The organism is Phyllobacterium sp. CCNWLW109 (assembly GCF_037203905.1).
In the GTDB taxonomy this organism is placed as follows: Bacteria; Pseudomonadota; Alphaproteobacteria; order Rhizobiales; family Rhizobiaceae; genus Phyllobacterium; species Phyllobacterium ifriqiyense.
In genome coordinates this window covers 149,047-173,251 of the sequence record NZ_JBBCBK010000003.1, presented here as the reverse complement: position 1 = coordinate 173,251, position 24,205 = coordinate 149,047, and the positions used below count along the sequence as shown (strand labels likewise).

The 24,205-nt window shown below is 53.2% G+C and carries 20 protein-coding genes; 12 read left to right on the top strand and 8 right to left on the bottom strand.

Features of this window, described 5'->3' with window-relative positions:
• Positions 1–2: 2 nt before the first annotated feature.
• Together V9K92_RS11370 and dut are read right to left on the bottom strand one after the other, a co-directional pair.
• On the bottom strand, positions 3–821 hold the full coding sequence (locus tag V9K92_RS11370) for an isocitrate lyase/phosphoenolpyruvate mutase family protein (protein WP_115054741.1): 819 nt from the start codon (positions 819–821) through the stop codon (positions 3–5).
• Positions 822–837: 16 nt separating this feature from the next.
• Positions 838–1,323: a dUTP diphosphatase gene (gene dut / locus V9K92_RS11365; RefSeq protein ID WP_307282058.1), complete on the bottom strand. Its 486-nt coding sequence runs from the start codon at positions 1,321–1,323 to the stop codon at positions 838–840.
• 154 nt (positions 1,324–1,477) lie between these two features.
• Between dut and V9K92_RS11360 the strand changes: the two genes are divergently transcribed.
• The 3 genes from V9K92_RS11360 to V9K92_RS11350 all read left to right on the top strand — a co-directional run bounded on the left by V9K92_RS11360 (position 1,478) and on the right by V9K92_RS11350 (position 4,471).
• Positions 1,478–2,287, top strand: a complete 810-nt coding sequence (locus V9K92_RS11360) for a class II glutamine amidotransferase (protein ID WP_307282061.1) — start codon at positions 1,478–1,480, stop codon at positions 2,285–2,287.
• 79 nt (positions 2,288–2,366) lie between these two features.
• On the top strand, positions 2,367–3,956 hold the full coding sequence (locus tag V9K92_RS11355) for a peptide chain release factor 3 (RefSeq protein ID WP_115054744.1): 1,590 nt from the start codon (positions 2,367–2,369) through the stop codon (positions 3,954–3,956).
• 137 nt (positions 3,957–4,093) lie between these two features.
• Entirely contained in the window at positions 4,094–4,471 is a 378-nt protein-coding gene (locus V9K92_RS11350) for a VOC family protein (protein ID WP_336440454.1), read from the top strand.
• An 85-nt stretch (positions 4,472–4,556) separates the two neighbouring features.
• On the opposite strand, the gene V9K92_RS11345 is transcribed toward V9K92_RS11350, so the two are convergent.
• Positions 4,557–6,314, bottom strand: a complete 1,758-nt coding sequence (locus tag V9K92_RS11345) for a long-chain-fatty-acid--CoA ligase (RefSeq protein ID WP_443094459.1) — start codon at positions 6,312–6,314, stop codon at positions 4,557–4,559.
• Here V9K92_RS11345 and V9K92_RS11340 point away from each other — a divergent pair.
• Positions 6,274–6,891 (top strand): hypothetical protein, encoded by a 618-nt coding sequence (locus V9K92_RS11340; RefSeq protein ID WP_337354030.1) that lies wholly within the window; start codon positions 6,274–6,276, stop codon positions 6,889–6,891. The two genes, V9K92_RS11345 and V9K92_RS11340, sit on opposite strands and share 41 nt — an antisense overlap.
• Positions 6,892–7,123: 232 nt before the next feature.
• Positions 7,124–8,755 carry a Na+/H+ antiporter gene (locus V9K92_RS11335; protein ID WP_336440452.1) on the top strand — a complete coding sequence of 544 codons (1,632 nt, stop codon included), beginning with the start codon at positions 7,124–7,126 and terminating at the stop codon, positions 8,753–8,755.
• Here the strand turns inward: V9K92_RS11335 and V9K92_RS11330 are convergent.
• Together V9K92_RS11330 and V9K92_RS11325 are read right to left on the bottom strand one after the other, a co-directional pair.
• On the bottom strand, positions 8,746–10,359 hold the full coding sequence (locus V9K92_RS11330) for a GMC family oxidoreductase (RefSeq protein WP_337354029.1): 1,614 nt from the start codon (positions 10,357–10,359) through the stop codon (positions 8,746–8,748). The two genes, V9K92_RS11335 and V9K92_RS11330, sit on opposite strands and share 10 nt — an antisense overlap.
• Positions 10,360–10,467: 108 nt before the next feature.
• Positions 10,468–10,911 (bottom strand): CoxG family protein, encoded by a 444-nt coding sequence (locus tag V9K92_RS11325; RefSeq protein ID WP_115054748.1) that lies wholly within the window; start codon positions 10,909–10,911, stop codon positions 10,468–10,470.
• Positions 10,912–11,066: 155 nt separating this feature from the next.
• Here V9K92_RS11325 and pgi point away from each other — a divergent pair, with 155 nt between their 5' ends.
• The 5 genes from pgi (at position 11,067) to V9K92_RS11300 (ending at position 17,740) form a co-directional block, all read left to right on the top strand.
• On the top strand, positions 11,067–12,719 hold the full coding sequence (gene pgi, locus V9K92_RS11320) for a glucose-6-phosphate isomerase (RefSeq protein ID WP_337354028.1): 1,653 nt from the start codon (positions 11,067–11,069) through the stop codon (positions 12,717–12,719).
• Positions 12,720–12,763: 44 nt separating this feature from the next.
• Complete coding sequence (locus tag V9K92_RS11315) at positions 12,764–13,816, top strand: succinylglutamate desuccinylase/aspartoacylase family protein (RefSeq protein WP_337354369.1); 1,053 nt, start codon at positions 12,764–12,766, stop codon at positions 13,814–13,816.
• Positions 13,816–14,562, top strand: coding sequence for an HAD family hydrolase (locus V9K92_RS11310; RefSeq protein WP_337354368.1), 747 nt, complete (start codon positions 13,816–13,818; stop codon positions 14,560–14,562). Before V9K92_RS11315 ends, V9K92_RS11310 begins: the two co-directional genes overlap by 1 nt.
• 73 nt (positions 14,563–14,635) lie before the next feature.
• Complete coding sequence (locus V9K92_RS11305) at positions 14,636–15,622, top strand: threonine ammonia-lyase (protein WP_337354027.1); 987 nt, start codon at positions 14,636–14,638, stop codon at positions 15,620–15,622.
• 135 nt (positions 15,623–15,757) lie between these two features.
• The gene (locus V9K92_RS11300; RefSeq protein WP_337354026.1) at positions 15,758–17,740 is read left to right on the top strand and encodes a PhoX family protein; all 1,983 of its coding nucleotides are present in this window, start codon (positions 15,758–15,760) and stop codon (positions 17,738–17,740) included.
• A gap of 65 nt (positions 17,741–17,805) precedes the next feature.
• Here V9K92_RS11300 and V9K92_RS11295 read toward each other — a convergent pair whose 3' ends face one another.
• Both V9K92_RS11295 and V9K92_RS11290 read right to left on the bottom strand, forming a co-directional pair.
• On the bottom strand, positions 17,806–20,067 hold the full coding sequence (locus tag V9K92_RS11295; RefSeq protein WP_337354025.1) for an alpha/beta hydrolase family protein: 2,262 nt from the start codon (positions 20,065–20,067) through the stop codon (positions 17,806–17,808).
• A gap of 170 nt (positions 20,068–20,237) precedes the next feature.
• Positions 20,238–20,786, bottom strand: a complete 549-nt coding sequence (locus tag V9K92_RS11290; RefSeq protein WP_337354024.1) for a DUF2239 family protein — start codon at positions 20,784–20,786, stop codon at positions 20,238–20,240.
• Between the two features lie 148 nt (positions 20,787–20,934).
• Between V9K92_RS11290 and lepA the strand changes: the two genes are divergently transcribed.
• Both lepA and V9K92_RS11280 read left to right on the top strand, forming a co-directional pair.
• Positions 20,935–22,743 (top strand): translation elongation factor 4, encoded by a 1,809-nt coding sequence (gene lepA / locus V9K92_RS11285; RefSeq protein ID WP_307282096.1) that lies wholly within the window; start codon positions 20,935–20,937, stop codon positions 22,741–22,743.
• Positions 22,744–22,768: 25 nt separating this feature from the next.
• The gene (locus V9K92_RS11280) at positions 22,769–23,020 is read left to right on the top strand and encodes a hypothetical protein (RefSeq protein WP_337354023.1); all 252 of its coding nucleotides are present in this window, start codon (positions 22,769–22,771) and stop codon (positions 23,018–23,020) included.
• A gap of 32 nt (positions 23,021–23,052) precedes the next feature.
• Here the strand turns inward: V9K92_RS11280 and V9K92_RS11275 are convergent, their stop codons facing one another.
• On the bottom strand, positions 23,053–24,204 hold the full coding sequence (locus tag V9K92_RS11275; RefSeq protein ID WP_337354022.1) for a beta family protein: 1,152 nt from the start codon (positions 24,202–24,204) through the stop codon (positions 23,053–23,055).
• Between the last annotated feature and the right edge of the window lies 1 nt (position 24,205).

Below are 24,205 nucleotides of genomic sequence, written 5' to 3'. Positions count from 1 at the left end.
CTTCAGACTTCCTTGGTTGCACCCTGTGAGAAGAGCTGTTGTAAATTGCCAAATGTTACGCCTGTTGTGCCGAATTCAAATGTACCCTTGTCGAGCACCTGTCGGGCAGCGTCGTGGATAGCACTGAACGCAGCTGTCGTGAGCCTTGGTCCAAGCGAAATCCGCTTCACGCCGGCTGCCGCCAGCTCGCTAACTGTCAGCGAAGGAGGAGCCAAAACGCTCAACGGCTTGGAGACTGAATCGCAAAGAATTTTGATACTCTCAAGGTCGGAAATACCCGGGGCGAAAAGGACATCCGCTCCCGCTTCCTCAAATGCCTGAAGACGCTTGATCGTGTCATCCAGATCATTTTGTCCCCGCAAGAAGTTTTCGGCACGCGCGGTAAAGACGAAATCGCGCTTCAAAGCACGGGCTGCCTCAGCGGCTGCGGCGACCCTTTCGACGGCATGGGAAAACTCATAGACGGGCTTGTCGGGATCCCCGGAGAAATCTTCGATTGAACAACCTGCCAGCCCTGCAGCTTCCGCTGCAAAGATTGTTTCGGCAGCACTGTCCGCGCTGTCGCCTTTGCCCTTTTCCAGATCGCCGGATACAGGAAGATCCGTGGCGGCAACAAGGTCGCGGCAGTGCTGCATCATGACATCGAATGTTATGGCCCCGTCAGCAAGGCCGCGAGAAAAAGCAAAGCCTGCACTGCTGGTCGCCATTGCCTTGAAGCCAAGTGAAGCAAGAAACTTTGTAGTGCCGGGATCCCATGGATTGGGCATCAGCAACACATCTGGCCCTTGATGCAACAGACGAAATGTTTTGCCTTTGTCCATGGTACCCTCCTAATTGCTATGCAGTACCTGTCGAGCCAAATCCGCCAGAGCCACGTGACGTTTCGCTGGCATGCTGTCGCTCCTCAACGTTGAGCTGCACAACCGGTGCAAGAACAACCTGCGCAATGCGCATGCCCCTCTCAACGTAGAAATCGTCATCGCCCAGATTGATCAGTATCACTTTTACTTCACCGCGATAATCTGAATCAATCGTACCTGGCGTGTTGAGGCAGGTAATTCCATGTTTCAGAGCGAGACCCGAGCGAGGTCTGATTTGCGCCTCATATCCGGCCGGGATTTCGAAGATCAGGCCACTGGGAACCAATGCCCGTTTTCCCGGAAGCAACAGCAATGGTCTGTCTTCCGGAACAGCAGCTCGAAGGTCCATGCCAGCAGAGCCGGATGTTTCGTAGGCGGGCAGGTCCAGCCCCTTGGCGTGGTCAAGGCGGACCAGGCCGAGTGCAGGGTTTTTCGGGTGAGCGGAATCGATTTTCTGTGACATGAAGAGACCTTTTTCACCAGTCAGCGCACACCGTCAACTGACAAGATGCGCTGGGCCCATTGTTTGCACATAATCTGCTATTATCCCAGCAGCGTGCTGGCGATTCGCACAAGTGCAGTTACAGATAATATTATGTTACGAAATCGGGTGATTCATGTGCCGTTGGGCTGCCTATCTTGGACCTGAACTGTTTCTTGAAGATGTTATTGCCTCTCCCTGCCATTCGCTGATTGCGCAAAGCCATGATGCGCACGAGGCCAAAACGCGTACCAATGGTGATGGTTTTGGCGTGGCCTGGTATGGTGCGCGTGACGAACCTGGGCTTTACCGCGATATTCTCCCCGCATGGTCCGATCAGAACTTGCGAAGTCTTTCCCGTCAGATCAAGTCGCATCTTTTCCTGGCTCACGTTCGGGCATCGACCGGCGGGGTGACTAGCCGTATGAATTGCCATCCTTTCGTTTCGGGAAAATGGAGCTTCATGCATAACGGGCAGATTGGCCATTTTGACAGGCTGCGACGTGGTTTGGAGTCTCGTCTGGATGACTCAATTTATGCGCAGAAACTGGGTTCGACAGATTCCGAACTGATATTCTTGCTCATGCTGCAACATGGCCTTGATCAGCATCCCGCGCAGTCTCTTGCTGCAACGGTCAATACAATCAAAGCCGAAGCGGAGCGTATCGGCGTCCCCGCCTTTATCCGGCTGACAGCAGCCTTTTCCGATGGACAGCATCTCTATGCGGTCCGCTATGCAACAGATCGCTTTGCGCCGTCCCTTTATACCGCAACGCTTTCGCCAAATGCGGGTTTATGCGTTGTTTCTGAGCCTCTTGACGGTGAAGCAGGCAATTGGATGCCGGTTCCTCCGAACAGTTTCGTGACTGTCAAAGATACCAAACGCATTGCCATTGAGCCGTTCATGATTGCAGATGAATTCACGCCTGCGCTGGAAAGCGTTTGACCTATTGGAATTGAAGGTCGACGGGAAAGACTGGGGCTGATAGAAGGCGCCAACCTTTCCTTTAGTTTTGAGCCGATTTATGTCTTCTGCTGACCATCCTGTTTCCAAACGTCGTACATTCGCGATTATCGCGCATCCTGACGCCGGTAAAACCACGCTGACCGAAAAGCTGTTGCTTTTTGGTGGAGCCATTCAGCTTGCGGGTGAGGTCAAGGCGAAGAAAGATCGCATCCAAACGCGCTCGGACTGGATGAATATCGAGCGCGATCGCGGTATTTCTGTTGTGACATCCGTCATGACATTCGAATACAAGGATTGCATTTTCAATCTGCTCGATACGCCGGGTCACGAAGACTTTGCCGACGATACCTATCGTACCCTCACGGCGGTAGACAGCGCGGTCATGGTGATTGACGCCGCCAAAGGTATTGAGGCGCGCACGCTCAAGCTTTTTGAAGTTTGCCGTATGCGCGATATCCCGATTGTCACTTTCATCAACAAGATGGATCGTGAAAGCCGCGATCCTTATGAGATCCTTGATGAGATTGAGCAGAAGCTCGCCTTGGATACAGCACCGATCACATGGCCGATAGGACGAGGCAAGAGCTTCGCCGGAACGTATAATCTTCAGAACAATACGGTTCGCCAGCGGGATTCGGAAGAGACTCCGCGCCCCGTCAATGGACCGGAATCCTCCGGCGCAGCCGGTCTCCTGCCCGAAAATGAGCGTCAGGCGTGGATCGACGAAGTAACGCTGGCGCGTGATGCCTGCAACCCATTCGATCTTAAGGCATTTCGCGAAGGCCATATGACGCCCGTTTACTTTGGATCCGCATTGCGCAATTACGGCGTCCGCGATCTCATTGAAGCCTTCTGTGATTTTGGTCCGAGCCCCCGTGCACAGGATGCCGATACGCGCCGGGTCGAAGCCACGGAAGAAAAGATGACAGGTTTCGTGTTCAAGATTCAAGCCAATATGGATCCCAATCACCGTGACCGGATCGCGTTTCTGCGCGTTTGCTCGGGCAAGCTTTCACGTGGCATGAAGGCAAAGCTTGTGCGCACCGGTAAGCCGATGGGCCTTTCGGCGCCTCAATTTTTCTTTGCCCGTAGTCGCCAGATTGCCGATGAAGCATGGGCTGGCGATGTGGTCGGCATCCCAAACCATGGCACATTGCGTATTGGCGATACGCTGACGGAAGGCGAAGATTTGCTTTTCCGCGGTGTTCCAAACTTTGCACCGGAAATCCTGCGTCGCGTGCGGCTGGATGATGCAATGAAAGCCAAAAAGCTGCGCGAAGCGCTCCAGCAGATGGCGGAGGAGGGGGTGGTTCAGCTCTTCCTGCCTGATGATGGCTCTCCCGCTATTGTTGGTGTTGTCGGCGCCCTGCAGATCGACGTTTTGACCGAACGTCTAAAGGTGGAATACACCTTGCCTGTAGGCTTTGAGCCAGCACGCTTTACTGTTGCGCGCTGGATTTCTGCCGATGATCCCGCTGAGCTTCAGCGTTTCATCAATGGTCATCGCGCCGATATCGCGCATGATCTGGACAATGATCCAGTATTCCTTGCGCAAAATTCCTTCTCGCTTTCCTATGAAGCGGAGCGTTGGAAGGCGATCCGTTTCGCGGCGATCAAGGATTATCAGGTGCGCGACAAGGTGGCCTGAAGCTCTTTCCAGTAATAGATTGCCGTATTATAGGAACTGCGTGGGCACCGTCTCATGATCTTTTGGGAAAGTTACAGCCATCGCTTCGCCACCGTGCGTGAGTGATGGAATGTGCTTTCGATATTTGAGGTTATGAAATGAATGACAAGTCCACCAACGCTGTTCACTTCGGGCGTATTGCAGCCGTGCTTCCGGTCAAGGACATGGTCCGCGCACATGATTTTTATACGCGGGTATTTGGCTTCACCAAGACGTTCGAAAACGGAAATCCCGTCGGGTTTATGATTCTGAAGCGCGAGAGTGCCGAGCTGCACTTAAGTTTGCAGAAAGATTATGACGCACCACCGTTCAATGTGGCGCATATCATAGTAGATGATGCTGATGCTCTTCACGCAATTTGCCAGCGGGAAGGGCTACGTATCATCAAAGGACTGCGCGACCACGATTATGGTCTCAGGTCCTTCGTTTTTGAAGACAGGGACGGCAACAGAATTGATGTAGGGCAGCCCGCATAAAATAAGGGAGGGTCGAAGCAATTCCTGGAAAAGCGTGTCGCGGTTTTCCGATCGCAATTGCATAAAAGAGACCCTCCCTTTGTTTTTAGTCCCGCAATTCGCGGCGCAAAATCTTGCCGACATTGCTCTTGGGCAGTTCATCCCGGAATTCGACCACACGCGGACGTTTGTAATTTGTAAGGCGTTCGGCACAGAATGCTTTCACAGCCTCTTCGGTCAATGTCTTGTCCTTGCGCACGATATAAAGCTTCACGGCTTCACCGGAATGCTCATTGGCGATTGCTACGGCAGCAGCCTCGGCAATGCCTGGATGTTCCATGGCCACTTCTTCGATTTCGTTCGGATAAACATTGAAACCAGAGACAAGGATCATATCTTTTTTGCGATCGACGATCTTCGTGTAGCCACGCTCGTCCATATAACCCATATCGCCGGAGCGGAAAAATCCATCCGCAGTCATGACCTTGGCGGTCTCGTCCGGACGGTTCCAATAACCTGCCATGATCTGCGGTCCGCGAATGCAAATTTCGCCAACTTCCAGCAAGGGCAGTTCCTTGCCATCATCATCGCGTATGGAAAAATCCGTCGATGGCATGGGCATGCCAATTGTGCCGGAGAATTCTTTTGCATCAAGCGGATTGGCCGAGGCAACGGGTGAAGTTTCGGAAAGCCCGTAACCTTCGATCATAAGGCTGCCGGTCAACTCCTGCCAGCGATCCGCAACCGGCCTTTGCATGGCCATGCCGCCGCTGAACGACATTCTGAGTTCCTTGAAGTCTAGCTTGCGGAATTCTTCATTGTTCATGAGACCATTGAAGAGGGTACTCAGCCCAGGAAAGAAATGAAATTTGTGCTTCTGCAGCACTTTGACGAATGCGGGGATATCCCTTGGATTCGGGATAAGAATGTTCAGGCCACCCTGCTTGATACCGATCATCGCATTCACGGTAAGCGCGAAAATATGATAGAGCGGCAGCGCGCAGACATAAACAATGCTGTCGGGCTTGCCTTTGGCCCTGAAGCCAACATCACACCACAGACTCATCTGCTCTATATTGGAAAGAATATTGCTGTGAGTGAGAGTCGCGCCTTTTGAAATGCCGGTTGTGCCGCCTGTATATTGCAGGAAAGCAGTGTCGGAGCTTTTGACATCAACCGGCTTGAGGGACATGGAAGCGCCCTTTGCCAATGCTGTCTTGAAAGGAATGTGTCCAGGCAATGACCATGCTGGAACCATCTTCTTTACGCGCCTTACAACCAGATTTACCAGATGGCCTTTCAGGCCCATCATGTCGCCCATAGCGGTAACAACGACATGTTGCACAGAGGTTTTGGTGATGACTTTCTGCAGCGTGGCAGCAAAATTTTCAAGAACAATGATGGCCTTGGCACCGCTATCCTTCAACTGGTATTCCAGTTCGCGCGGCGTATAAAGCGGGTTGACGTTAACAACGATTAGTCCGGCTCGCAAAATACCGGCGATCACAATCGGGTATTGCAAGACATTCGGCATCATGATCGCGACACGGTCGCCTTTGACCAGTCCGCGAGATTGCAGCCAGGCCGCAATGGAGCGGGAGTGTTTGTCGAGCTCCCCATAACTCATGCTTTTGCCCATGCAATTAAATGCAGGCTTGTTGCTGAATTTTTTGAATGCATCGTCAAAGAATGCGCCGAGCGATTGATGAGGCAGGTCCGGAATGTCCGCCGGGACACCCTCGGGATAGTGTTTCACCCACATTTTTGGCGTCGGCAGGATCGGCTTATTGGCTGCCGCTGCCGGTTTGCTCTCAGCAGTCGTCTTGGCTGCAGGCGCTTTGGCCGTCACTTTGCTGGCTGGCACTGCTTTTGCGGCAGTTTTCGACTTTGCAGCAGATGTGGTGGTTGGTTCTTTTTTAGTGGTGGGCGTCGCTGATATCTTTTTTGCCGGGGCTTTTGCGGGTGTGGCTGGTTCTACCGATTTACTTTCAGCAGATTTCTTGGCTGCAGGCGCTTTGGCCGTCACTTTGCTAGCTGGCACTGCTTTTGCGGCAGTTTTCGGCTTTGCAGCAGGCGTGATAGCTGGTTCTTTTTTAGTGGCCGGTGCTTTGGATATGTTTTTAGCTGGCGTTTTTGCGGGTGCGGCTGGTTTTACAGCTGCAGCTACCGGTTTGCTTTCAGCAGAGTTCTGGGAGGCAGGCGCTTTCGCCGTTGCTTTGTTGGCAGCAGCCATTTTTGCAGTCGTAGCTGGTTTAGCAGCAACCGCAGCTTTCTTGGTGGATATTGCTTGCGCGCTGGCTACAGCCTCTTTGACATTTCCGGAGGATTTCTTTGCTGCAGATGGTGCCGTTTTTTTGGTTGCGATCTTGGACGCCGCAATTTTAGACTTTGTTACCGGATTCGCCTGTTTAGCCACATTAACCTCCCAGTTAGTTTTTTAGCTTGGTATCTTTCCCCTACACCATGCTACTCAACAATCTCTCCTATGGCGAGAGCCATACTGTTGCAAGCAATTACATTAACGTAAACGTAAAAAATCTTATTCATCATAGTTTCAATGTAACGCTCCATTTCTTTCATTTGGCCACATCTCGGCACAAAGTTGCCAAGGTTCACCTCGACAAAGCACCGGCACTTCTCTCTCCTGAATATAAGCCCGAAACAGGATTCGCCGTGGAAACGATTACCATTGTCCTTTTGATGCTGCTGGCGGTTGTTGTCAGTGACAGTATTGTGCGTGTGTTGCCTTTGCCGGTGCCGCTGCCATTGGTACAGATTGGTCTGGGCGCGGCGATCGCCTCGGTTGCCAAAGTCCGCGTCGAACTTGATCCCGATATTTTCTTTCTGCTGTTTTTGCCGCCACTATTGTTTCTGGATGGATGGCGCATACCCAAGGAAGGACTGTTCAGGGATAAGGGCATCATTCTGGAGATGGCGCTGGGGCTTGTAATCTTCACTGTTCTTGGCGTCGGTTTTCTGGTTCACTGGATGATACCGTCTGTACCATTGCCCGTTGCCTTTGCCCTGGCGGCAATCGTGTCGCCGACAGACCCGATCGCCGTTTCGGCAATTGCCGCCCGTGTGCCCATTCCGTCCCGAATGATGCATATACTTGAGGGCGAGTCACTGCTGAACGATGCGTCAGGGCTCGTTTGCATGCGCTTTGCGGTAGCAGCCATGTTGACTGGCACATTTTCATTCTCGGCAGCATTTTTCACGTTCCTGTGGCTCGCCTTTGCAGGCATTGCCATAGGCATTGGCGTCACGATTGGCGTCACGCGTGGCAAAGCGTTTCTCACACGGCGACTGGGTGAGGAAAGCGGCTCGCAGATACTTATCAGTCTGCTCATCCCCTTCGGCGCCTATCTTCTTGCCGAGCATGTTCATGCGTCGGGAATTCTTGCGGCAGTGGCCGCAGGCATCACGATGAGCTACGCGGAAAGCTCCAGTCAGTCACTGGCAGTCACGCGGGTGAGGCGCACAGCGGTCTGGGATACCGCGCAATTTGCCGCCAATGGTGCCATCTTCGTTCTGCTTGGTGAACAGCTTCCAAGCATATTCTGGGGCGCGGTCAAAAACGTTCACGCAAACGGATACAGCTATTGGTGGTTGCCAGTTTATGTAGGCGTTATTTTTGCGGCTCTCGTTGGGCTTCGTTTCTTGTGGGTATGGGCCTCATGGCGTTATGCGCTTTCACGCCGCTCCGACGGTCAGCAGACAGTTGTCAGGCCAAGTTGGCAGCTTGTTGCCACAATGTCATTCGCCGGTGTGCGCGGGGCAATCACCCTTGCCGGTATTCTGACATTGCCACTTTTCCTGAACGATGGAAGCCTCTTTCCAGCCCGTGATCTCGTTATTTTCCTGGCCGCCGGTGTGATTATTTTGTCGCTGGTTGCGGCAAGCATATGCTTGCCAAAACTGCTCAAAAACATCGATCTCCCAGCGGAGGATTCACACCAGAAGGAAGAAGATTACGCACGTATTGCCGCCGCCGAAGCAGCGATTATGGCCATTGAAAAAGCCCAGCACGATTTGGCGGCAGGGCGTGCCGATGCCGATATTTTTACGGACGTCGCAACCCGCATCATGGAGCTTTACCGCAAGCGCATCGATGGCCGGATGCATCTTGGTGAAGAGCGTGAATTGACGGCTCTCAGCGAAGAGATTGAAAAGCGGCTACGCATTACCGCGCTTAAAGCGGAGCGGCAGGAAATCTATCGACTGGTTCGGGCTCGGCGGCTGGAAAGCACGATTGCCAGTAAAATGGTGCGCGATATTGATATGATGGAGGCGCGCTATGGATGATCTTCCAAAATCATCTGCGCGCCTTTCGCTCCGACCATCATTGCCGCAGCATTCGTATTGCCGGAAATGATGTTCGGAAATATCGAGCAATCAATAACACGCAGGCCAGATATTCCATGAACCTTCAAGCGCGGGTCAATGACTGATCGGGACGGATCAGGCCCCATTCTGCATGTCGAGACGGGATGATAAACTGTCCCGCTACGTTTGCGAAAATCTTCAATTAGCTCGTCGTCACTGTTGCAATCTGGTCCTGGCAGAAGCTCTTCTTCAATCAGCATGGACATTGTTGGAGTGGCTGCGATTTTTCGCAGGAACTTCACCGCATCCAGCATTTCTGCAACATCATGCTCTGTGGAAAAAGCGTTGGCGATAATTCGCGGCGCATCATGCGCATTATTGGAGCGAATATGAATCGAACCCCTGCTGGTGGGCCGGCAGTTGGAGAGGCCGAGAGAAAAGCCGGGCCATGGATCCGGCGTCAAAATGGGTCGCTCACCATTTTTGGGCACAAGGGTTGAGAATGCCTGAAAATAGAGCTGCATGTTTGCGCGCGTTTGGGAAGGATCGGTCCGGAAAAATCCACCGCCCTGATTCATGCTGATCGATAGCGGCCCCGTTCGGCGCAATAGATATTCCATGCCGGCTACAGCCTTGCCCCACCACGGGCGCAGTATCTGATTGAGCGAGGGTATGTTCGCCCGGTAAGTGTAGTTGATGCCGAGATGATCGCAGAGGTTTTCGCCGACCTGCGGATTATCGTATAGAACCTCTACTCCAAGCGCCTGAAGCCTATTTGCGTCACCAATACCCGACAGCTCAAGCAATTGCGGGGTGTTGACCGAACCGCTGCTCAGGATGACTTCGCGGCCAGCCTTGGCAAGTTCCGTTTTGCCCTTGCGGGTAAATTGCACACCGATAGCGCGCTTCCCATCAAATATGATCCGCGTCGCCATTGCTTGCGTAAGCACCGTCACGTTTCGGCGCTTCATCGCTGGTCGCAGAAATGCCTTGGCGGCTGACATGCGCCGACCACCTTTGGTCGTGAGCTGGAAAGGTCCTACGCCCTCCTGCGCTGCGCCATTAAAGTCGGGGTTGTAAGAAAGACCCGCTTCCTGTGCTGCCGCGATCATCCTGTTAGCCAGAGGATGGAAGAGCCTGGAGCAATCGGTAACATGCAATGGACCATCGTTTCCCAGGCTGGTTGCCGGGCCGTCATGGTGCTCAAGGGAACGGAAGATTGGTGCCACGTCCGCATAACCCCAGCCCGGATTTCCGGTATCGCGCCATTCGTCGAAATCTTCCGGTGCGCCGCGCACATATACCATTGCGTTAATAGAGCTTGATCCGCCGAGCACCTTGCCGCGCGGCCAATAGTCAGCATTGCCGCCGAGACCGGGATCTGGTTCGGCGCGATACATCCAGTTGACCGATTTGTCATAGAAGGTTTTGCCGTAGCCAAGCGGCATGCTGATGAAGAATCGCCGATCAGACCCTCCGGCTTCAAGCACGAGAACGGAGTAACGCCCGTTTTCCGATAGCTTGTTCGCAACGACTGAGCCGGCCGATCCAGACCCGACAATGATGAAATCGTAAATGCGCATGACTGGCTGTCCGGCGCAAAATTGCGCGCCGTCAGCATATCCGCCTTAGCCGATCCTGAGCCAAACGGCTTTCCGCCATGAGCTGTGGAAATTACGACAGCATGGAAGTTATGCGGCAGAAACAGCTTCGTTGAACTTTTCAAAGAAGCGGGTGGCAATTTTGCTCGCCGTCGAAGCAATCAAGCCACTGCCGAATTTTGCGATTTTTCCGCCCACTTGCGCATTCACTGTGTAGATCAGGCGCGTCTCATTTCCATCCTCTACAAGGGCGACATCCGCACCGCCTTTGGCGATACCGGCGATGCTTCCCTTGCCCTCGCAGCTTATCGTATAGGAAAAGGGTGGGTTAAGGTTGCTGAGGTAAATAGCACCGCTGAAACGCGGTTTGATGACACCGAGCCGGACAGCAAGCGTGGCTTCGAGTTCTGTCTCGCTCACCCATTCAAGTTGTTCGCATCCGGGAATGCACGCTTTCAATATGTCCGGATTGTTAAGGGCGTTCCAGACAGTCGCGCGGTTTGCGGCAATCCGTTCTTCACCCGTCAAATCCATATTTGGCATCTCCTGATACATCGCCCGATTTTAGGCATAGCAATCACTTATCGCGGAAAGCCAAGATATTCCACCTTTCGTCGATTGAACTAAAGTCGTTCTAGTGGCAGGTTTGCGCGACATTTGCATGAGACGATTATATCAGGAGATAGACTATGGCCTCAGAACAAGCGAACAGCATCAAGCGTTCGGTTCAGGCGTTGAAAGCCCATTGGAAGAATGGCGCACCCAGAAACATGCGCGATGCATTCGCCGAGGATAAAAAACGGTATTCCCGATATTCCCTCAATCTTGATGACCTTCTGCTTGATTGGTCGAAATGCCTCGTCAATGATGAAACGCTTGCGCTACTTGGTGATCTTGCCAAAGCTGCAAATGTTGAAGGCCGTCGCACAGCAATGTTTGCGGGCGAACCCATCAATAATACCGAGGGCCGCGCCGTTCTCCACGTTGCGCTGCGTAACCGTTCAGGCAAACCTGTCAAAGTCGACGGGCAGGATGTCATGCCGGGCATCAGGGACGTGCTTGACCGTATGGCCGTTTTTGCGACCGGTATTCGCTCCGGGGAAATCAAAGGCGCAAAAAACAAGCCGATCACCGATATCGTCAATATAGGCATTGGCGGGTCTGATCTTGGTCCAGCCATGGCAACGCTTGCTTTGTCGCCCTATCACGATGGGCCGAAAGCCCATTTCGTTTCCAACGTTGATGGTGCGGATATAGCCGACACCTTGGCCCGGCTTGAGCCGTCGACAACCCTTTTCATCATTGCCTCCAAGACATTCACGACGATTGAAACAATCACCAATGCCAAGGCAGCCCGTAAATGGATTGCCGATGCTTTGGGTGAGGAGGCTGTCGGTAAGCATTTCGCGGCTGTCTCGACAGCTCTTGAGAAAGTCGATGCGTTCGGGATTCCGGCAGATCGTATTTTCGGCTTCTGGGACTGGGTTGGCGGACGCTATTCAATCTGGTCCGCCATTGGCCTGCCTTTGATGATCGCCATTGGCCCGGAAGATTTCGGTCGGTTCTTGGATGGCGCCCATGCAATGGACGAACATTTCCGCAAGGCAGCGCTTTCGAAGAACCTGCCAATGATGCTTGGTCTCGTCGGGTATTGGCACCGCGCCATCTCCGGTTATACGAGCCGGGCCGTGATCCCCTATGACCAGCGCCTTGCGCGTCTGCCTGCCTATCTCCAACAGCTTGACATGGAATCGAATGGCAAGGGCGTTACCATTGATGGCAAGCCGGTTTCAGGCCCGACAGGACCCGTTGTCTGGGGCGAACCCGGCACCAATGGCCAGCACGCATTCTTCCAGCTTTTGCATCAGGGCACCGATACGATTCCCGTCGAGTTCATTGTCGCTGCCAACGGACATGAGCCGGAACTTGATAATCAGCACCAGATGTTGCTGGCAAATTGCCTGGCACAGTCTGAAGCTTTGATGAAGGGCCGTACGTTGGAAGAGGCCAAGGCACAGCTCGCTGCAAAAAACCTGCCAAAATCAGAAGTCAATCGCATTGCCCCGCATCGCGTATTCACCGGTAACCGTCCATCGATAACGATCATCCACGATAAGCTTGATCCTTATACGCTTGGCCGTCTCATCGCACTTTACGAACACCGCGTCTTTGTCGAAGCGCAGCTCTACGGAATCAATGCATTTGATCAGTGGGGCGTCGAACTTGGCAAGGAATTGGCTACGGAGCTTCTTCCTGTTGTTTCGGGCGAGGTCAGCGCGAAGGACAAGGACGCATCCACACAAGGACTCGTCGCGCACCTGCGTAAACGCCGCGAAAAATAACAATAGACTACGTAGAAGCAGTCAACAGACCAGGAAATAGCATGATGAAGACCGAGACTATACAGCTGGCTGGCGATGTGCCGGGCAACAGCATTGAGTTGCGCGTGCTGCGCTTTGAGGGCAAGGACGGTCAAGCAAAGAGTGCTTATCTGCAATCGTCCCTCCACGGCTCGGAGCTACCCGGCCAGGCTGCATTGCATTTCCTTATTCCCATGCTGGAAAAAGCTGCCAGGGAAGGGCGTATTGCCGGGGATATAACGGTCATTCCTCAAGCCAACCCGATAGGCTCTGCACAGTGGATGGCCCATCAGCATATTGGTCGCTTCGAATTTTTCTCCAGTACGAACTTCAACCGTTCATTTCCCCTTCTGGAGAATTTTGACACATCATCCTTGCCCGCCATTGATGGACCGGTGCCACTGGCAGAGCGACTGAAAGCCGAACTTCTGCGTCAGGCACTCCCGCACGAGATTGTCCTCGATTTGCATTGTGACGATGAAAGCGAAAGCTACCTCTACATCCACCAGGCGTTTTTGCCGGAAATGTATGATCTGGCGTCCGCCCTCGGCTCTACCGCTATTCTTTCGTGGGACAGCACCGCCGATGCAGCTTTTGAAGAAGCTTGCGCGCATCCGGTGCTCCAACTACCGAAAACAGAACAGAAAACCCGAGCCGTCACCACAGTGGAGTTTCGTGGCCTCAGTGATGTCAATATCGATACTGGAAAGTCTGATGCGGAAGGTCTTTACAAGTTCCTTGTTCATCGCGGCGTCATCGTCGATACGAGTATTGCACTGACGGTAGATTTCAACGGACCTGTCACGCCGCTTGAAAATGTCGAGATGATCAGAGCTCCTCAAGGCGGGATGATCCTGTTCCACGTCGATATTGGTGCTCAGGTGAAGGCGGGCGACAAGCTGGTCACTGTTGTGACCGTGCCGGGGGATCCCGCCGGTGATATAATATTGACCGCTCCACAGGCTGGCCGAGTTCTGACAAGGCGCGGCCATCGCTATACCCGCCGTGGCGACGATCTCCTGAAACTTCTCGGCAGCAGACGATCTGAAAATGCCAAGCCCGGCTCGCTGGAATCATGATGCGAACCACCCAGTCTAAAGAGATACGCGGTATTCTGTTCGACAAGGATGGAACGCTGGTCGATTTCAATAAAACTTGGTTTGGCATCACCATGGAACTGGCGCACATGGCCGCCAAGGGTGATGAAATCCGCGCGAAGGCTCTCGTTGAGGCTGGGGGATATGATTGGGAGATGCAAAAGTTCCGCGGTGGCTCGGTGGTTGCTGCCGGAACCATCAATGATGTTGTTGATCTGTGGCATCCCGAGCTTTCTCTCGAAGAAAAACGGCAATGTATTCGTGACTATGATCATTATACAGTTCAGGAAGGCTCGCGCCGCGCTGTCGGAATCGATGGATTGCACGCAACGCTCGAAGCTCTCGTTGCTCGGGGTTTCGTGCTTGGCATAGCAACCAATGATTCTGAAGCAGGCGCTCGCGCTACAGCTGAAGCCTTGGGGCTATCACCGCTTTTCTCGGCAATCATAGGATATGACTCCGTTGCCCGCGCCAAGCCGCATGCAGACCAGCTTCACCTCTTTGCCGCGAAAACAGGCCTCCCAGTCGAAGCGATTGCCATGGTGGGTGACAATTCCCACGATCTGGAAATGGCCCATGCCGCTGGAGCGGGACTTGCCATAGGCGTCCTGTCAGGAAACAGCACATTGGATGACCTTGCTCACCTTAGTGACGCGATCCTTGGCTCGATTGCAGAGTTGCCCGAGTTTCTGGAAAAGCGTGCCAACGCGGTATTCGTGCCAGATTGATATGATGACAATGATTTGGATGCCTGCTGCATTATAGAATGCTATCGACTGGATAGCTGACAGGAGAGGGCTCATGGATCATCAAAATTTCGCCGCCGGGATTGCCGATATCGAAGCTGCCGCAAAGAGATTGTCCGGGCAGCTTGTGCCGACACGGCTGATGGAATCGGAAAGTCTCAACGACCGCTACAATGCGCGTATTTTCTTCAAGCCAGAATGCCTGCAACGGACCGGCTCATTCAAGTTTCGCGGTGCTTATAACCGTATCAGTCAATTTACGCCGGAAGAGAAAGAGCGCGGGATCGTTGCATTCTCTTCAGGCAATCACGCACAAGGCGTCGCAAGTTCTGCCCGCATATTCGGCATCAAGGCAGTCATCATCATGCCCAGCGATGCGCCACAGGTTAAGGTTGATAATACCCGCTCCTACGGGGCGGAGGTTGTGTTTTTTGACCGTTACACCGAGAGTCGGGACGTGATTGCCGCCCCCTTCATTGAAGAGCGTGGCATGGTTTTGGTGCCGCCTTACGATGACCCATCCATTATTGCGGGTCAGGGCACGATCGGGCTTGAAATTGCTGATGAAGCCAAAGAACGCGGTATCACGCTGGATGATGTATTTGTGCCCAGCGGCGGCGGTGGTCTCATCAGTGGCGTCTCGATTGCAGTAAAAGCGCGCTCTCCGCAAACGCGCATTTGGGGCGTCGAACCGGAAAACTTTGACGATTTGCGCCGTTCATTGGTCGCTGGTGAAATTCGCAGCAATGAGACGGGATATCGCTCAATCTGCGATGCAATTCTTACTGCTCAACCCGGCGATCTCACATTTCCAATCAACAGGCAAAATCTGGCCGGCGGCATCGCTGTTTCCGATATCGCCGTGCGCAAAGCCATGCGCGAGGCAGCAAGCCATTTGAAACTGGTGGTTGAGCCCGGCGGTTCTGTTGGTCTTGCTGCGCTGGCTTCTGGCGAAGTCGATATCAAGGGCAAGACGGTGGCGGTCGTCCTTTCAGGAGGCAATGTGGACCTCGACTCTTTCAGTAAGCTGATTGGGTCTTAATAGGTTTCTGACTTTAATCGTTGGTAGCTACCGCTATAAAAGCTGAACTCTTGTCATCAGTTTGTTACGCTGAACTTCTAGCCATTCTGGAACGGTTCTAATCCGCAACCCAGCCAGACAGCCAGAGGTCACGCCATGAATGATCAAACTCCCGTTTTCAGAACCAGCCAGCTTGAAGAGAATGATGGTCCTGGCCACAATCCGACCGACAATCCTACAATGGGCGAGCTCATTGCAGCTCGATTCTCCCGCCGTGGCTTTCTGAAAGGATCACTCGCGGTTTCAGCTATTGCAGCCACCGTCAGCCCGATGGCGCTGATGCTGGCTGATGATGCTCGCGCTGAAACCAAATCTGCTTTCAGTTTTGAGGAAGTAGAAGCCGGCATTGATGAAAAACACCATGTTGCAGCCGGATATGATGCGGATGTGCTTCTACGCTGGGGCGATGGAATTTTCGTGGATTCTCCAGAGTTTGATCCGCGTAATCAGACTCCGGAATCTCAGGCGAAGCAGTTTGGCTACAATAATGATTATGTCGGTTATATTCCGATAGATGGCTCGTCTGAGCATGGTCTTCTGGTCGTCAACCATGAATACACGAATGAACATCTCATGTTCCCAGGCATCGTTAAGGTTGCTGAGGGCAAGATCGAAGTCGCTCCTGCCGACAAGAAGCGTGTTGATATCGAGATGGCTGCCCATGGAGGCACTATTGTCGAGATCAAGAAGACCGGTGGTAAATGGCAGGTCGTCAAGGACGGCAAGCTGAATCGCCGCATCACCGCCAATACCGAGATGCAATTGTCCGGTCCTGTTGCCGGTCATGACCGTGTAAAAACCAATGCAGATTCCTCCGGCAGAAAAGTCTTCGGGACAATTAATAATTGTGCTGGAGGCGTCACGCCCTGGGGCACCTATGTGATGGCCGAAGAAAATATTCATGGCTATTTCACGGGCGAACTGGCTGCCGACAGCAAGGAAGCGGCAAACTACAAACGCCTCGGCCTTCCGGAGGGCAGTTATGAATGGGGCAAATTCCATGATCGCTTCGATGTCTCGAAAGACCCCAATGAAGCCAACAGGTTCGGATGGATTGTCGAAGTCGACGTGAACGATCCGGTATCTGTCCCCAAGAAACGCACCAGCATGGGCCGCTTCAAGCATGAAGGCGCTGAGTCGATCGTTTCCAAAGATGGCCGAGTCGTGTTTTATCTCGGCGATGACGAGCGTTTCGACTACGTTTATAAGTTTGTAACCACCGGCAAGTTCAATCCTGATGATCGCGCTGCTAATCTGGACCTGCTGGACGAAGGCACGCTTTACGTCGCAAAGTTTGAAGCCGACGGAACTGTTAACTGGTTGCCGATAGTGCATGGCACCGGTCCTTTGACAGCCGAAAACGGGTTCGCCTCGCAAGCGGATGTTTTGATTGAAACCCGTCGTGCAGGCGATCTGTTGGGCGCTACCAAGATGGACAGGCCGGAAGACATCCAGCCGAATGGTGTCAACGGCAAGGTCTATGTCATGCTGACCAATAATACCAAACGCAAGGACGATCAGATCGACGCTGTCAATCCGCGTGCCAAGAACGCGTTCGGCCATATCGTTGAAATTGCCGAGGCTGATGGCGATTTCGCCGCAACAAAGGGCAAATGGGAAATATTGCTCAAGTGCGGCGATCCTTCCATTGCCGATGTCGGCGCATCTTTCTCCACCGAAACCACAAAGAATGGCTGGTTCGGCATGCCGGACAATTGCTCTGTCGATGCTGATGGACGGCTGTGGGTTTCAACGGATGGCAACTCGCCGAAGGATACGGGCCGTACCGATGGTCTATGGGCGGTTGATACGGAAGGTGCGGCCCGTGCTACCTCGAAACTTTTCTTCCGCGTGCCGATCGGCGCAGAAATGTGCGGTCCGCTGATGTTGCCGGATATGGCAACCATGATGGTCGCCGTTCAGCATCCCGCCGATGGCGGCGAAGATTGGGAAGGTTTTGGCCGTCCGTCCTATTATGAAGACCTTTCGACCCGCTGGCCGGACTTCAAGGACGATATGCCCGTCCGCCCGTCCGTCGTCGCAATCACCAAAAAGGGTGGTGGCAAGATCGGCGTCTGATTAGCACAATCATTGAGAAAGGCCCGGCTCTGAAATGGCTCAGAGCCGGGCCTTATCGTATATTACTATTGCGCTTTGCTGTTCTTATTTTGGACAGCGACCATTCGAGGGCCGAACTGATCCCGTCCCAATGTCTGGAACTGGATGTCCGCAAGAGCAACCTTGCCTCTGTCTTTAGGAAACGTCAGCTTGAGTTCTTTCAGATTGTTTAAGTCAATTCCAGCAAATGCTTTCAGTGGTATCGCCACCATGTTGAGAAGCATCTTAACCTGCCCGGTTGAATAGGGCTTGTCGATGGGATCATCAATCATGGGCCGGCCTTCAGCCTTGGTTTTTGGTGCGTTATAGAGCGCACCACTGAAATCGCTGGCTTCGATAGTCGCTTCCTTACCAACATTATCAGTCAGTGTTACCAAAACCTCCTGCCCCATCGGGCGCACGACCGCTATGCGGAAGCTCAAAGTATCGTGGGGCGCTGCCGAAGTGCCAAGTAGATCATTTGTAATTGTTGCGCCAGCTTTGGTCCACGAAAGTTCAGCATGTTCTGCTATGGATCGTAGGCCAGAACCACCCCAACTATTGAATTCAAAACCTGCTATGCGGGCAGGTGAGCAATCGCCTGCGATCAGCGCTCCATCAGGCATGTCACACCGGGCTAAGTTGTTGAAGCCGGTAGAGGTGACCGGGCCGCCGAGCGAATTGATGCTAAGGCTTTCTGCCGATGCGAAGTGCTGAATCAGTTTGCGTTGGCCCTCATTTCGCTGAATTGTCAGGATAACGCGTTCGTCACAGGGGCCGCGTCCTACAGGGCAGGCAGCCTCTGGCAGTTGGGCCATTCCGTTCCACCAGCTTGCAAACTGTTGTTCTCCTCCCACATGATAGCGCATGAAAGAATTAATAAGATAAAGTCCGTTGCGTCGTTGGTCTTCATCGCTGACCCTTATGGTATCTGTGTGGTTCGCCATGCAATGGCCAGGTCCTGCGGTAGTGGAGAAATCGTCATTGATCCAAGTTGTATTGTAATAATTATGGTTGGCGCCTTGAACCGCTATTTGATAGCGTGTTGCCGTATCGCTGCCATTGCCAAATCTGTTGTGATCATAGGAGATTGCTCCTTGCAGATTGAGCATGTCGCCATCGCAGGTGGGTAGAAGTACAGCAAGCGGCACGCCGTTCAAATCCTTGTTGCCGCCGAAATCTGTAGGCGCGAGAAGAAAGGCTGCCCTGAAGTCATAGGGTGAAGCCGTGTCACTACCTTCTGCATAGAAAATATTGTATTTGGCTATCGCTGCTCTGAATTTTTCTTCGTCGAGACTTACAACAGTTTTAGCTGTTTTTGGTATAAACACATCGGCAAAGTCCGGATATGCGGTTATGTATTTTGTTGGATTGACCGAAAGCGCTACTGCCAGTCCCGCATAGCTGGCACCTCGACGGTTCTGGTTGAATTTGATTGTGTTTGCAACACCTTGTCCTCCTCGCGAGTGGCCCATAATGCCAATGCGCTCAAAGTCAAATTTTCCTTTGAGTTTGTTCAGTGCGCCAGCATTGCCATTTTTGTCAACTTGACCATGCTCGTTAATCTGGCGTAGCCGGTCCAATGTCCCTAAAACCAGTTGCGCCCGCGACTGACCGGATTGGTCGCCATCAGCGTTGATGGCGTTAGCGTCAATCGAGAGTACAATATAGCCGTGAGTGGCCAGATTCTCTGCCAGATAATCATAACCCCGATAATTTGGATCTGCTGGGGTGTGCTGTCCATGTAGAAAGACAATGACGGGATATTGGCCTGGCGGCGTCGGCGAGACTGACTTCATGGGATAGCGAATCCATCCCTTGATCGGGGTGATCAGAATCTGCCCGTATGTGAAACTGCTGGAGTCAGTGCTCACGGATGCTACAAGATTGCCGAGATCATACTCATAGGCCGGTGAAGACCAGAATGTCGGATTTTCAATCGTATCGGGCGAGGTTGTGACAAAGCGTGTAACCTCTTCCCGCTCCTTCACAGCTAACGGCGCTATTTCCTGTTCTGTTGTTGTCACCTTCCCACCATCGAATATAACGAGCGGGTCTTGGACCACGACACTCGCCTCGGGCGGGACAGCAGATGACGTGCCGGGAACTGCCGTTACTATCCCCACGACTACTTCGTCCGAGCTATCTACTAAGGCAGGAGATGCGACGATCTTTTCCGCAACGATGGCTGGAAAGGTCGACGCGGTTTCCGAAGTTGTATCGTTACTCTCGCTGCAGCCTGATAAAACGGCAAACAGCGCTGAAAATATGCATGATCGAATAATGCGTTTTCGAAAAATATCCTTCATGAAACACGTAATCCTTATTATTAGGCTGCTAAAATATTCCAGCCACGCGCTTAAAATAAAATTCGGCATTCACTGGCGTGTCGGCTGAGGGCCTCGCGCCAAGTGGATGCCGATAACAGAGCAATAAACGTGCCAAAAAGGCACTTATTCAACGAACGTATTAGGCCGGTTCAGTCCGGCCAATCAAACGCTGGTTCTGCCAGAGCGCGTACATGGTCGCGGATATCCCGCGGCCAGTCCTCCGTCAGTTCGGCGAAGCGCTGGTAGTTTCCGCCATAAAGCGCGCGGGTGACCTCTTCATAATGCGGCTGATTGCCGGCCATGGCCAACATGAAGCGGTCTGCCGCTTCCTGCGCCTGACGCTTTGCCTCGCGCCCACCATTTGCGGCCCGCGCAGCATCCACCAGCTTGCGTAACGTAACGGAGGCGCCGCCCGGTTGCGCTGCGAGCCAGTCCCAATGGCGCGGCAGGAGCGTTACCTCTCGTGCCGTAACGCCAAGTTTCGGGCGGCCAGGCTTGCGCGGTTCACTATTGTCCAGCCGCGCCAATATCTCCGCATCGGTGCCGCGCAGATCAAATTCAATCTGCCTGCCTGTTGCATCATCGAAAACAAGAACCGCCTCGCCATTATCGTCCAGACGCTTCAGCGTCAGAGCCACCTCCGCTGGCGTTCCACTTGCGATTTTCCTGTTGCCCTGAAAGGCGCTCACACTGTTCATAATCATCATCCATTGCTCAAACGTCGCCCTGGATTTACCCGGATAAAACTCTGCCGTCAATATACCCGGGTAAAACTATTCGCAGCGAATATTGCCTGCCGCTACGCTCGCCCTTCCAAATCGCCTGAAAATGCTCTATGTGGCGCGCATGAGCACTCCACTAGATCACATCCGTAATTTCTCCATCGTCGCCCATATCGACCATGGCAAATCCACCCTTGCTGACCGCCTGATCCAATCGACCGGCGGGCTGGAACTGCGCGACATGAAGGAGCAGGTGCTCGACTCGATGGATATCGAGCGCGAGCGCGGCATCACCATCAAGGCGCAGACTGTCCGGCTGCACTACAAGGCCAATGATGGCGAGACCTATGTCCTCAACTTGATCGACACGCCCGGCCATGTCGACTTTGCCTATGAAGTGTCGCGCTCACTCTCGGCCTGCGAAGGCTCGCTGCTGGTGGTCGATGCCTCGCAGGGCGTTGAGGCGCAGACGCTGGCCAATGTCTATCAGGCCATCGACAATAACCACGAGATCGTCGTGGTGTTGAACAAGGTCGATCTTCCCGCCGCCGAGCCGGAGCGTATCCGCGAGCAGGTGGAAGATGTCATCGGCATTGATGCCAGTGAGGCTGTGCTGATTTCGGCCAAGACCGGCCTTGGCATTCCTGATGTGCTGGAAGCCATCGTCAAGCAGCTGCCGCCCCCGCGCGAAGGAGATCGCACCAAGCCGCTGAAGGCCATGCTGGTTGACAGTTGGTATGACTCCTATCTCGGCGTTATCGTGCTTGTGCGTATCATTGATGGCGTGCTCAAAAAGGGCCAGACCATCCGCATGATGGGCACCGGCGCGAAATATCCGGTTGAGCGCACCGGCGTGTTCACGCCGAAAATGGTTGCCATGGATGAGCTTGGACCCGGCGAGTTCGGCTTCATCACCGCTTCGATCAAGGAAGTGGCCGATACACGCGTTGGCGATACGATCACCGAGGACAAGCGCCCGACCGATTCCATCCTGCCCGGCTTCAAGCCTGCGCAGCCTGTGGTGTTCTGCGGCCTTTTCCCCGTCGATGCGGCGGACTTCGAGGACTTGCGCGCTGCCATGGGCCGCCTGCGGCTCAATGATGCGTCGTTCTCATTTGAGATGGAAAGTTCCGCGGCGCTGGGCTTCGGCTTCCGTTGTGGCTTCCTTGGGCTGTTGCATCTGGAAATCATTCAGGAACGGCTGGAGCGCGAGTTCAATCTTGATCTCATCGCCACCGCGCCAAGCGTTGTCTACAAGCTCAACATGACCGACGGCAAGCAGATCGAGCTGCACAATCCAGCCGACATGCCGGACGTGATGAAGATCGCCACCATCGAGGAACCGTGGATCAGGGCAACCATCCTCACGCCCGATGATTATCTCGGCTCGATCCTCAAATTGTGTCAGGACCGCCGCGGCATTCAGATCGATCTCAACTATGTCGGCAAGCGCGCCATGGTCACCTATGACCTGCCGCTCAATGAAGTCGTGTTCGATTTCTACGACCGCCTGAAATCGATCAGCCAGGGCTATGCCTCGTTTGATTATCATCTGTCGGATTACCGCGAGGGCAATCTGGTCAAGATGTCCGTGCTGGTCAATGGCGAGCCCGTGGACGCTCTGTCGATGATGGTGCATCGCGGCGCTGCCGAAAAGCGCGGCCGCGACCTTTGCGAAAAGCTCAAGGACCTCATCCCCAAGCACATGTTCAAAATCCCGATCCAGGCGGCCATTGGCGGCACGGTGATCGCGCGCGAAACCATCTCGGCCCTGCGTAAGGATGTGACGGCAAAGTGCTATGGCGGCGACGTCTCGCGCAAGCGCAAGCTTCTGGAAAAGCAGAAGGAAGGCAAAAAGCGTATGCGCCAGTTCGGCAAGGTCGAAATTCCGCAGGAAGCCTTCATTCAGGCGCTGAAGATGAGCGATAACTAATATAGTGCCGGATGGTGGAACCGCATTGCCGGGATCACGAACCAGACAAAACCGGATAGCGGCCTGCCGCTATCCGCGCTTCCCTCGCGCCATTGTCCGCGCCCAAAGGCCCTTGCGCCTTCTCGGCGCATTTCTTTTCGGCACGCTTGTCCTGTGCACCGCCTCAGCCTGCACCACGCCGCGCCCAGCCCCCACGCCGGTCGTCATCGACCCGCAACGCCCCGAACCTGCCACGCCGGGAATCAAGCCTTTGACGGTCGAGCAGGAGGAGTGGTGAATAACGCAAGCCCCATTCAGTCTATAAGTAATCTAACTTGAATCTGCATCTAAGAAGCTGAGTTGCTCGCCAAGGCTATCGTTACTATAACGCTCCACGTCGAAATGCTTGATGGCACCTATTTCAGAAACAACTTGTGTAATGTGGTGTACCGTATTGACTTGGCGCCAAGTTATAGCATTTCCCGGGTTACCCTTTGAGGAAGCACGATCAGCAATGAACTGGTCCGCCCATGAGTAATCAGATCCTAAGAATTTACCACTTTCCAGAATCATATTTGATACTGCAGCAATTGATGTCGCAGCAGAGTCCTGTTTGTTTCCTCTCGCTACAATCCAACTGTCAGAAGTTGAGTAACGTATATGTGGGATTGGTTTAACTTTTATCGACTTGAAAGTGAATTTTGCGCAATCAGCTCCAAAATCACCAAATGAAAGCAAATCCCGGGCTACGGGGTCTGATTCAATAAAACTTTTCCAGATGTCAAATTCATTACGCTTTAACATGACTACAGTGTTAGTTTTAGCAGGATTGGAATCAGGGTATGAAGTTGCTTGAAGTATTACTCGACGCCAAATTCCGATGGCAAGAAGGCGGTTAAAAGTGTCTTTCAAGTATTCAGAGATAGCCTCTTTGTCATCAAAGCTTGCGTCAGAGAGGTCTAGCAAGACTATAACTTGGGCAGGTTTTGCCACCAGCTTCAAAAGAATGTTTTGTATGCGGATTGCTAGGCGAACGTCAGATAAATCTTCGAGTTGAAGCCTTAACGCGAGATCAGGCCCTATCTTGTCAATAGTGGCTTTAAATCCCTCATAGTGACCACCTTCAATATCAGCCAATGTCATAACTGGGATTGGCAATCCGTTAGCGCCTTTGATCTGGACAAAGAGTGTTGGCAACCACGCGGCTGATCCAAGGTCACCTAGGGCATCGAATAGAAAGCGAACATCTACAAGAGCGGGCCGTAATGGCCAAGTGATGCCGATTCTTCTCGCATTCAAATGAATGAGTTCGTCAGGGGTCAGATGTCGTTTTTTCTCTTGATCTTTCTCAGAGAGCGGAGTCAAAATAAAATGTGGGAGGATACGGTCTGACACCGTTTTATTAAGTCTGCTAAGAGCATTTCGCTCGCCACTCTTAAAACGCAGGGTAGGCACATAGTCTAACGTCTCAATCGGCATCATT

What these genes read in the sequence shown, in the direction of transcription:
- V9K92_RS11370 (WP_115054741.1), bottom strand. Translation starts at nt 821, where the DNA reads ATGGACAAAGGCAAAACATTTCGTCTGTTGCATCAAGGGCCAGATGTG.
- dut (WP_307282058.1), bottom strand. Translation starts at nt 1,323, where the DNA reads ATGTCACAGAAAATCGATTCCGCTCACCCGAAAAACCCTGCACTCGGC.
- V9K92_RS11360 (WP_307282061.1), top strand. Translation starts at nt 1,478, where the DNA reads ATGTGCCGTTGGGCTGCCTATCTTGGACCTGAACTGTTTCTTGAAGAT.
- V9K92_RS11355 (WP_115054744.1), top strand. Translation starts at nt 2,367, where the DNA reads ATGTCTTCTGCTGACCATCCTGTTTCCAAACGTCGTACATTCGCGATT.
- V9K92_RS11350 (WP_336440454.1), top strand. Translation starts at nt 4,094, where the DNA reads ATGAATGACAAGTCCACCAACGCTGTTCACTTCGGGCGTATTGCAGCC.
- V9K92_RS11330 (WP_337354029.1), bottom strand. Translation starts at nt 10,359, where the DNA reads ATGCGCATTTACGATTTCATCATTGTCGGGTCTGGATCGGCCGGCTCA.
- V9K92_RS11325 (WP_115054748.1), bottom strand. Translation starts at nt 10,911, where the DNA reads ATGGATTTGACGGGTGAAGAACGGATTGCCGCAAACCGCGCGACTGTC.
- pgi (WP_337354028.1), top strand. Translation starts at nt 11,067, where the DNA reads ATGGCCTCAGAACAAGCGAACAGCATCAAGCGTTCGGTTCAGGCGTTG.
- V9K92_RS11315 (WP_337354369.1), top strand. Translation starts at nt 12,764, where the DNA reads ATGAAGACCGAGACTATACAGCTGGCTGGCGATGTGCCGGGCAACAGC.
- V9K92_RS11310 (WP_337354368.1), top strand. Translation starts at nt 13,816, where the DNA reads ATGCGAACCACCCAGTCTAAAGAGATACGCGGTATTCTGTTCGACAAG.
- V9K92_RS11305 (WP_337354027.1), top strand. Translation starts at nt 14,636, where the DNA reads ATGGATCATCAAAATTTCGCCGCCGGGATTGCCGATATCGAAGCTGCC.
- V9K92_RS11300 (WP_337354026.1), top strand. Translation starts at nt 15,758, where the DNA reads ATGAATGATCAAACTCCCGTTTTCAGAACCAGCCAGCTTGAAGAGAAT.
- V9K92_RS11295 (WP_337354025.1), bottom strand. Translation starts at nt 20,067, where the DNA reads ATGAAGGATATTTTTCGAAAACGCATTATTCGATCATGCATATTTTCA.
- V9K92_RS11290 (WP_337354024.1), bottom strand. Translation starts at nt 20,786, where the DNA reads ATGAACAGTGTGAGCGCCTTTCAGGGCAACAGGAAAATCGCAAGTGGA.
- lepA (WP_307282096.1), top strand. Translation starts at nt 20,935, where the DNA reads ATGAGCACTCCACTAGATCACATCCGTAATTTCTCCATCGTCGCCCAT.
- V9K92_RS11275 (WP_337354022.1), bottom strand. Translation starts at nt 24,204, where the DNA reads ATGATGCCGATTGAGACGTTAGACTATGTGCCTACCCTGCGTTTTAAG.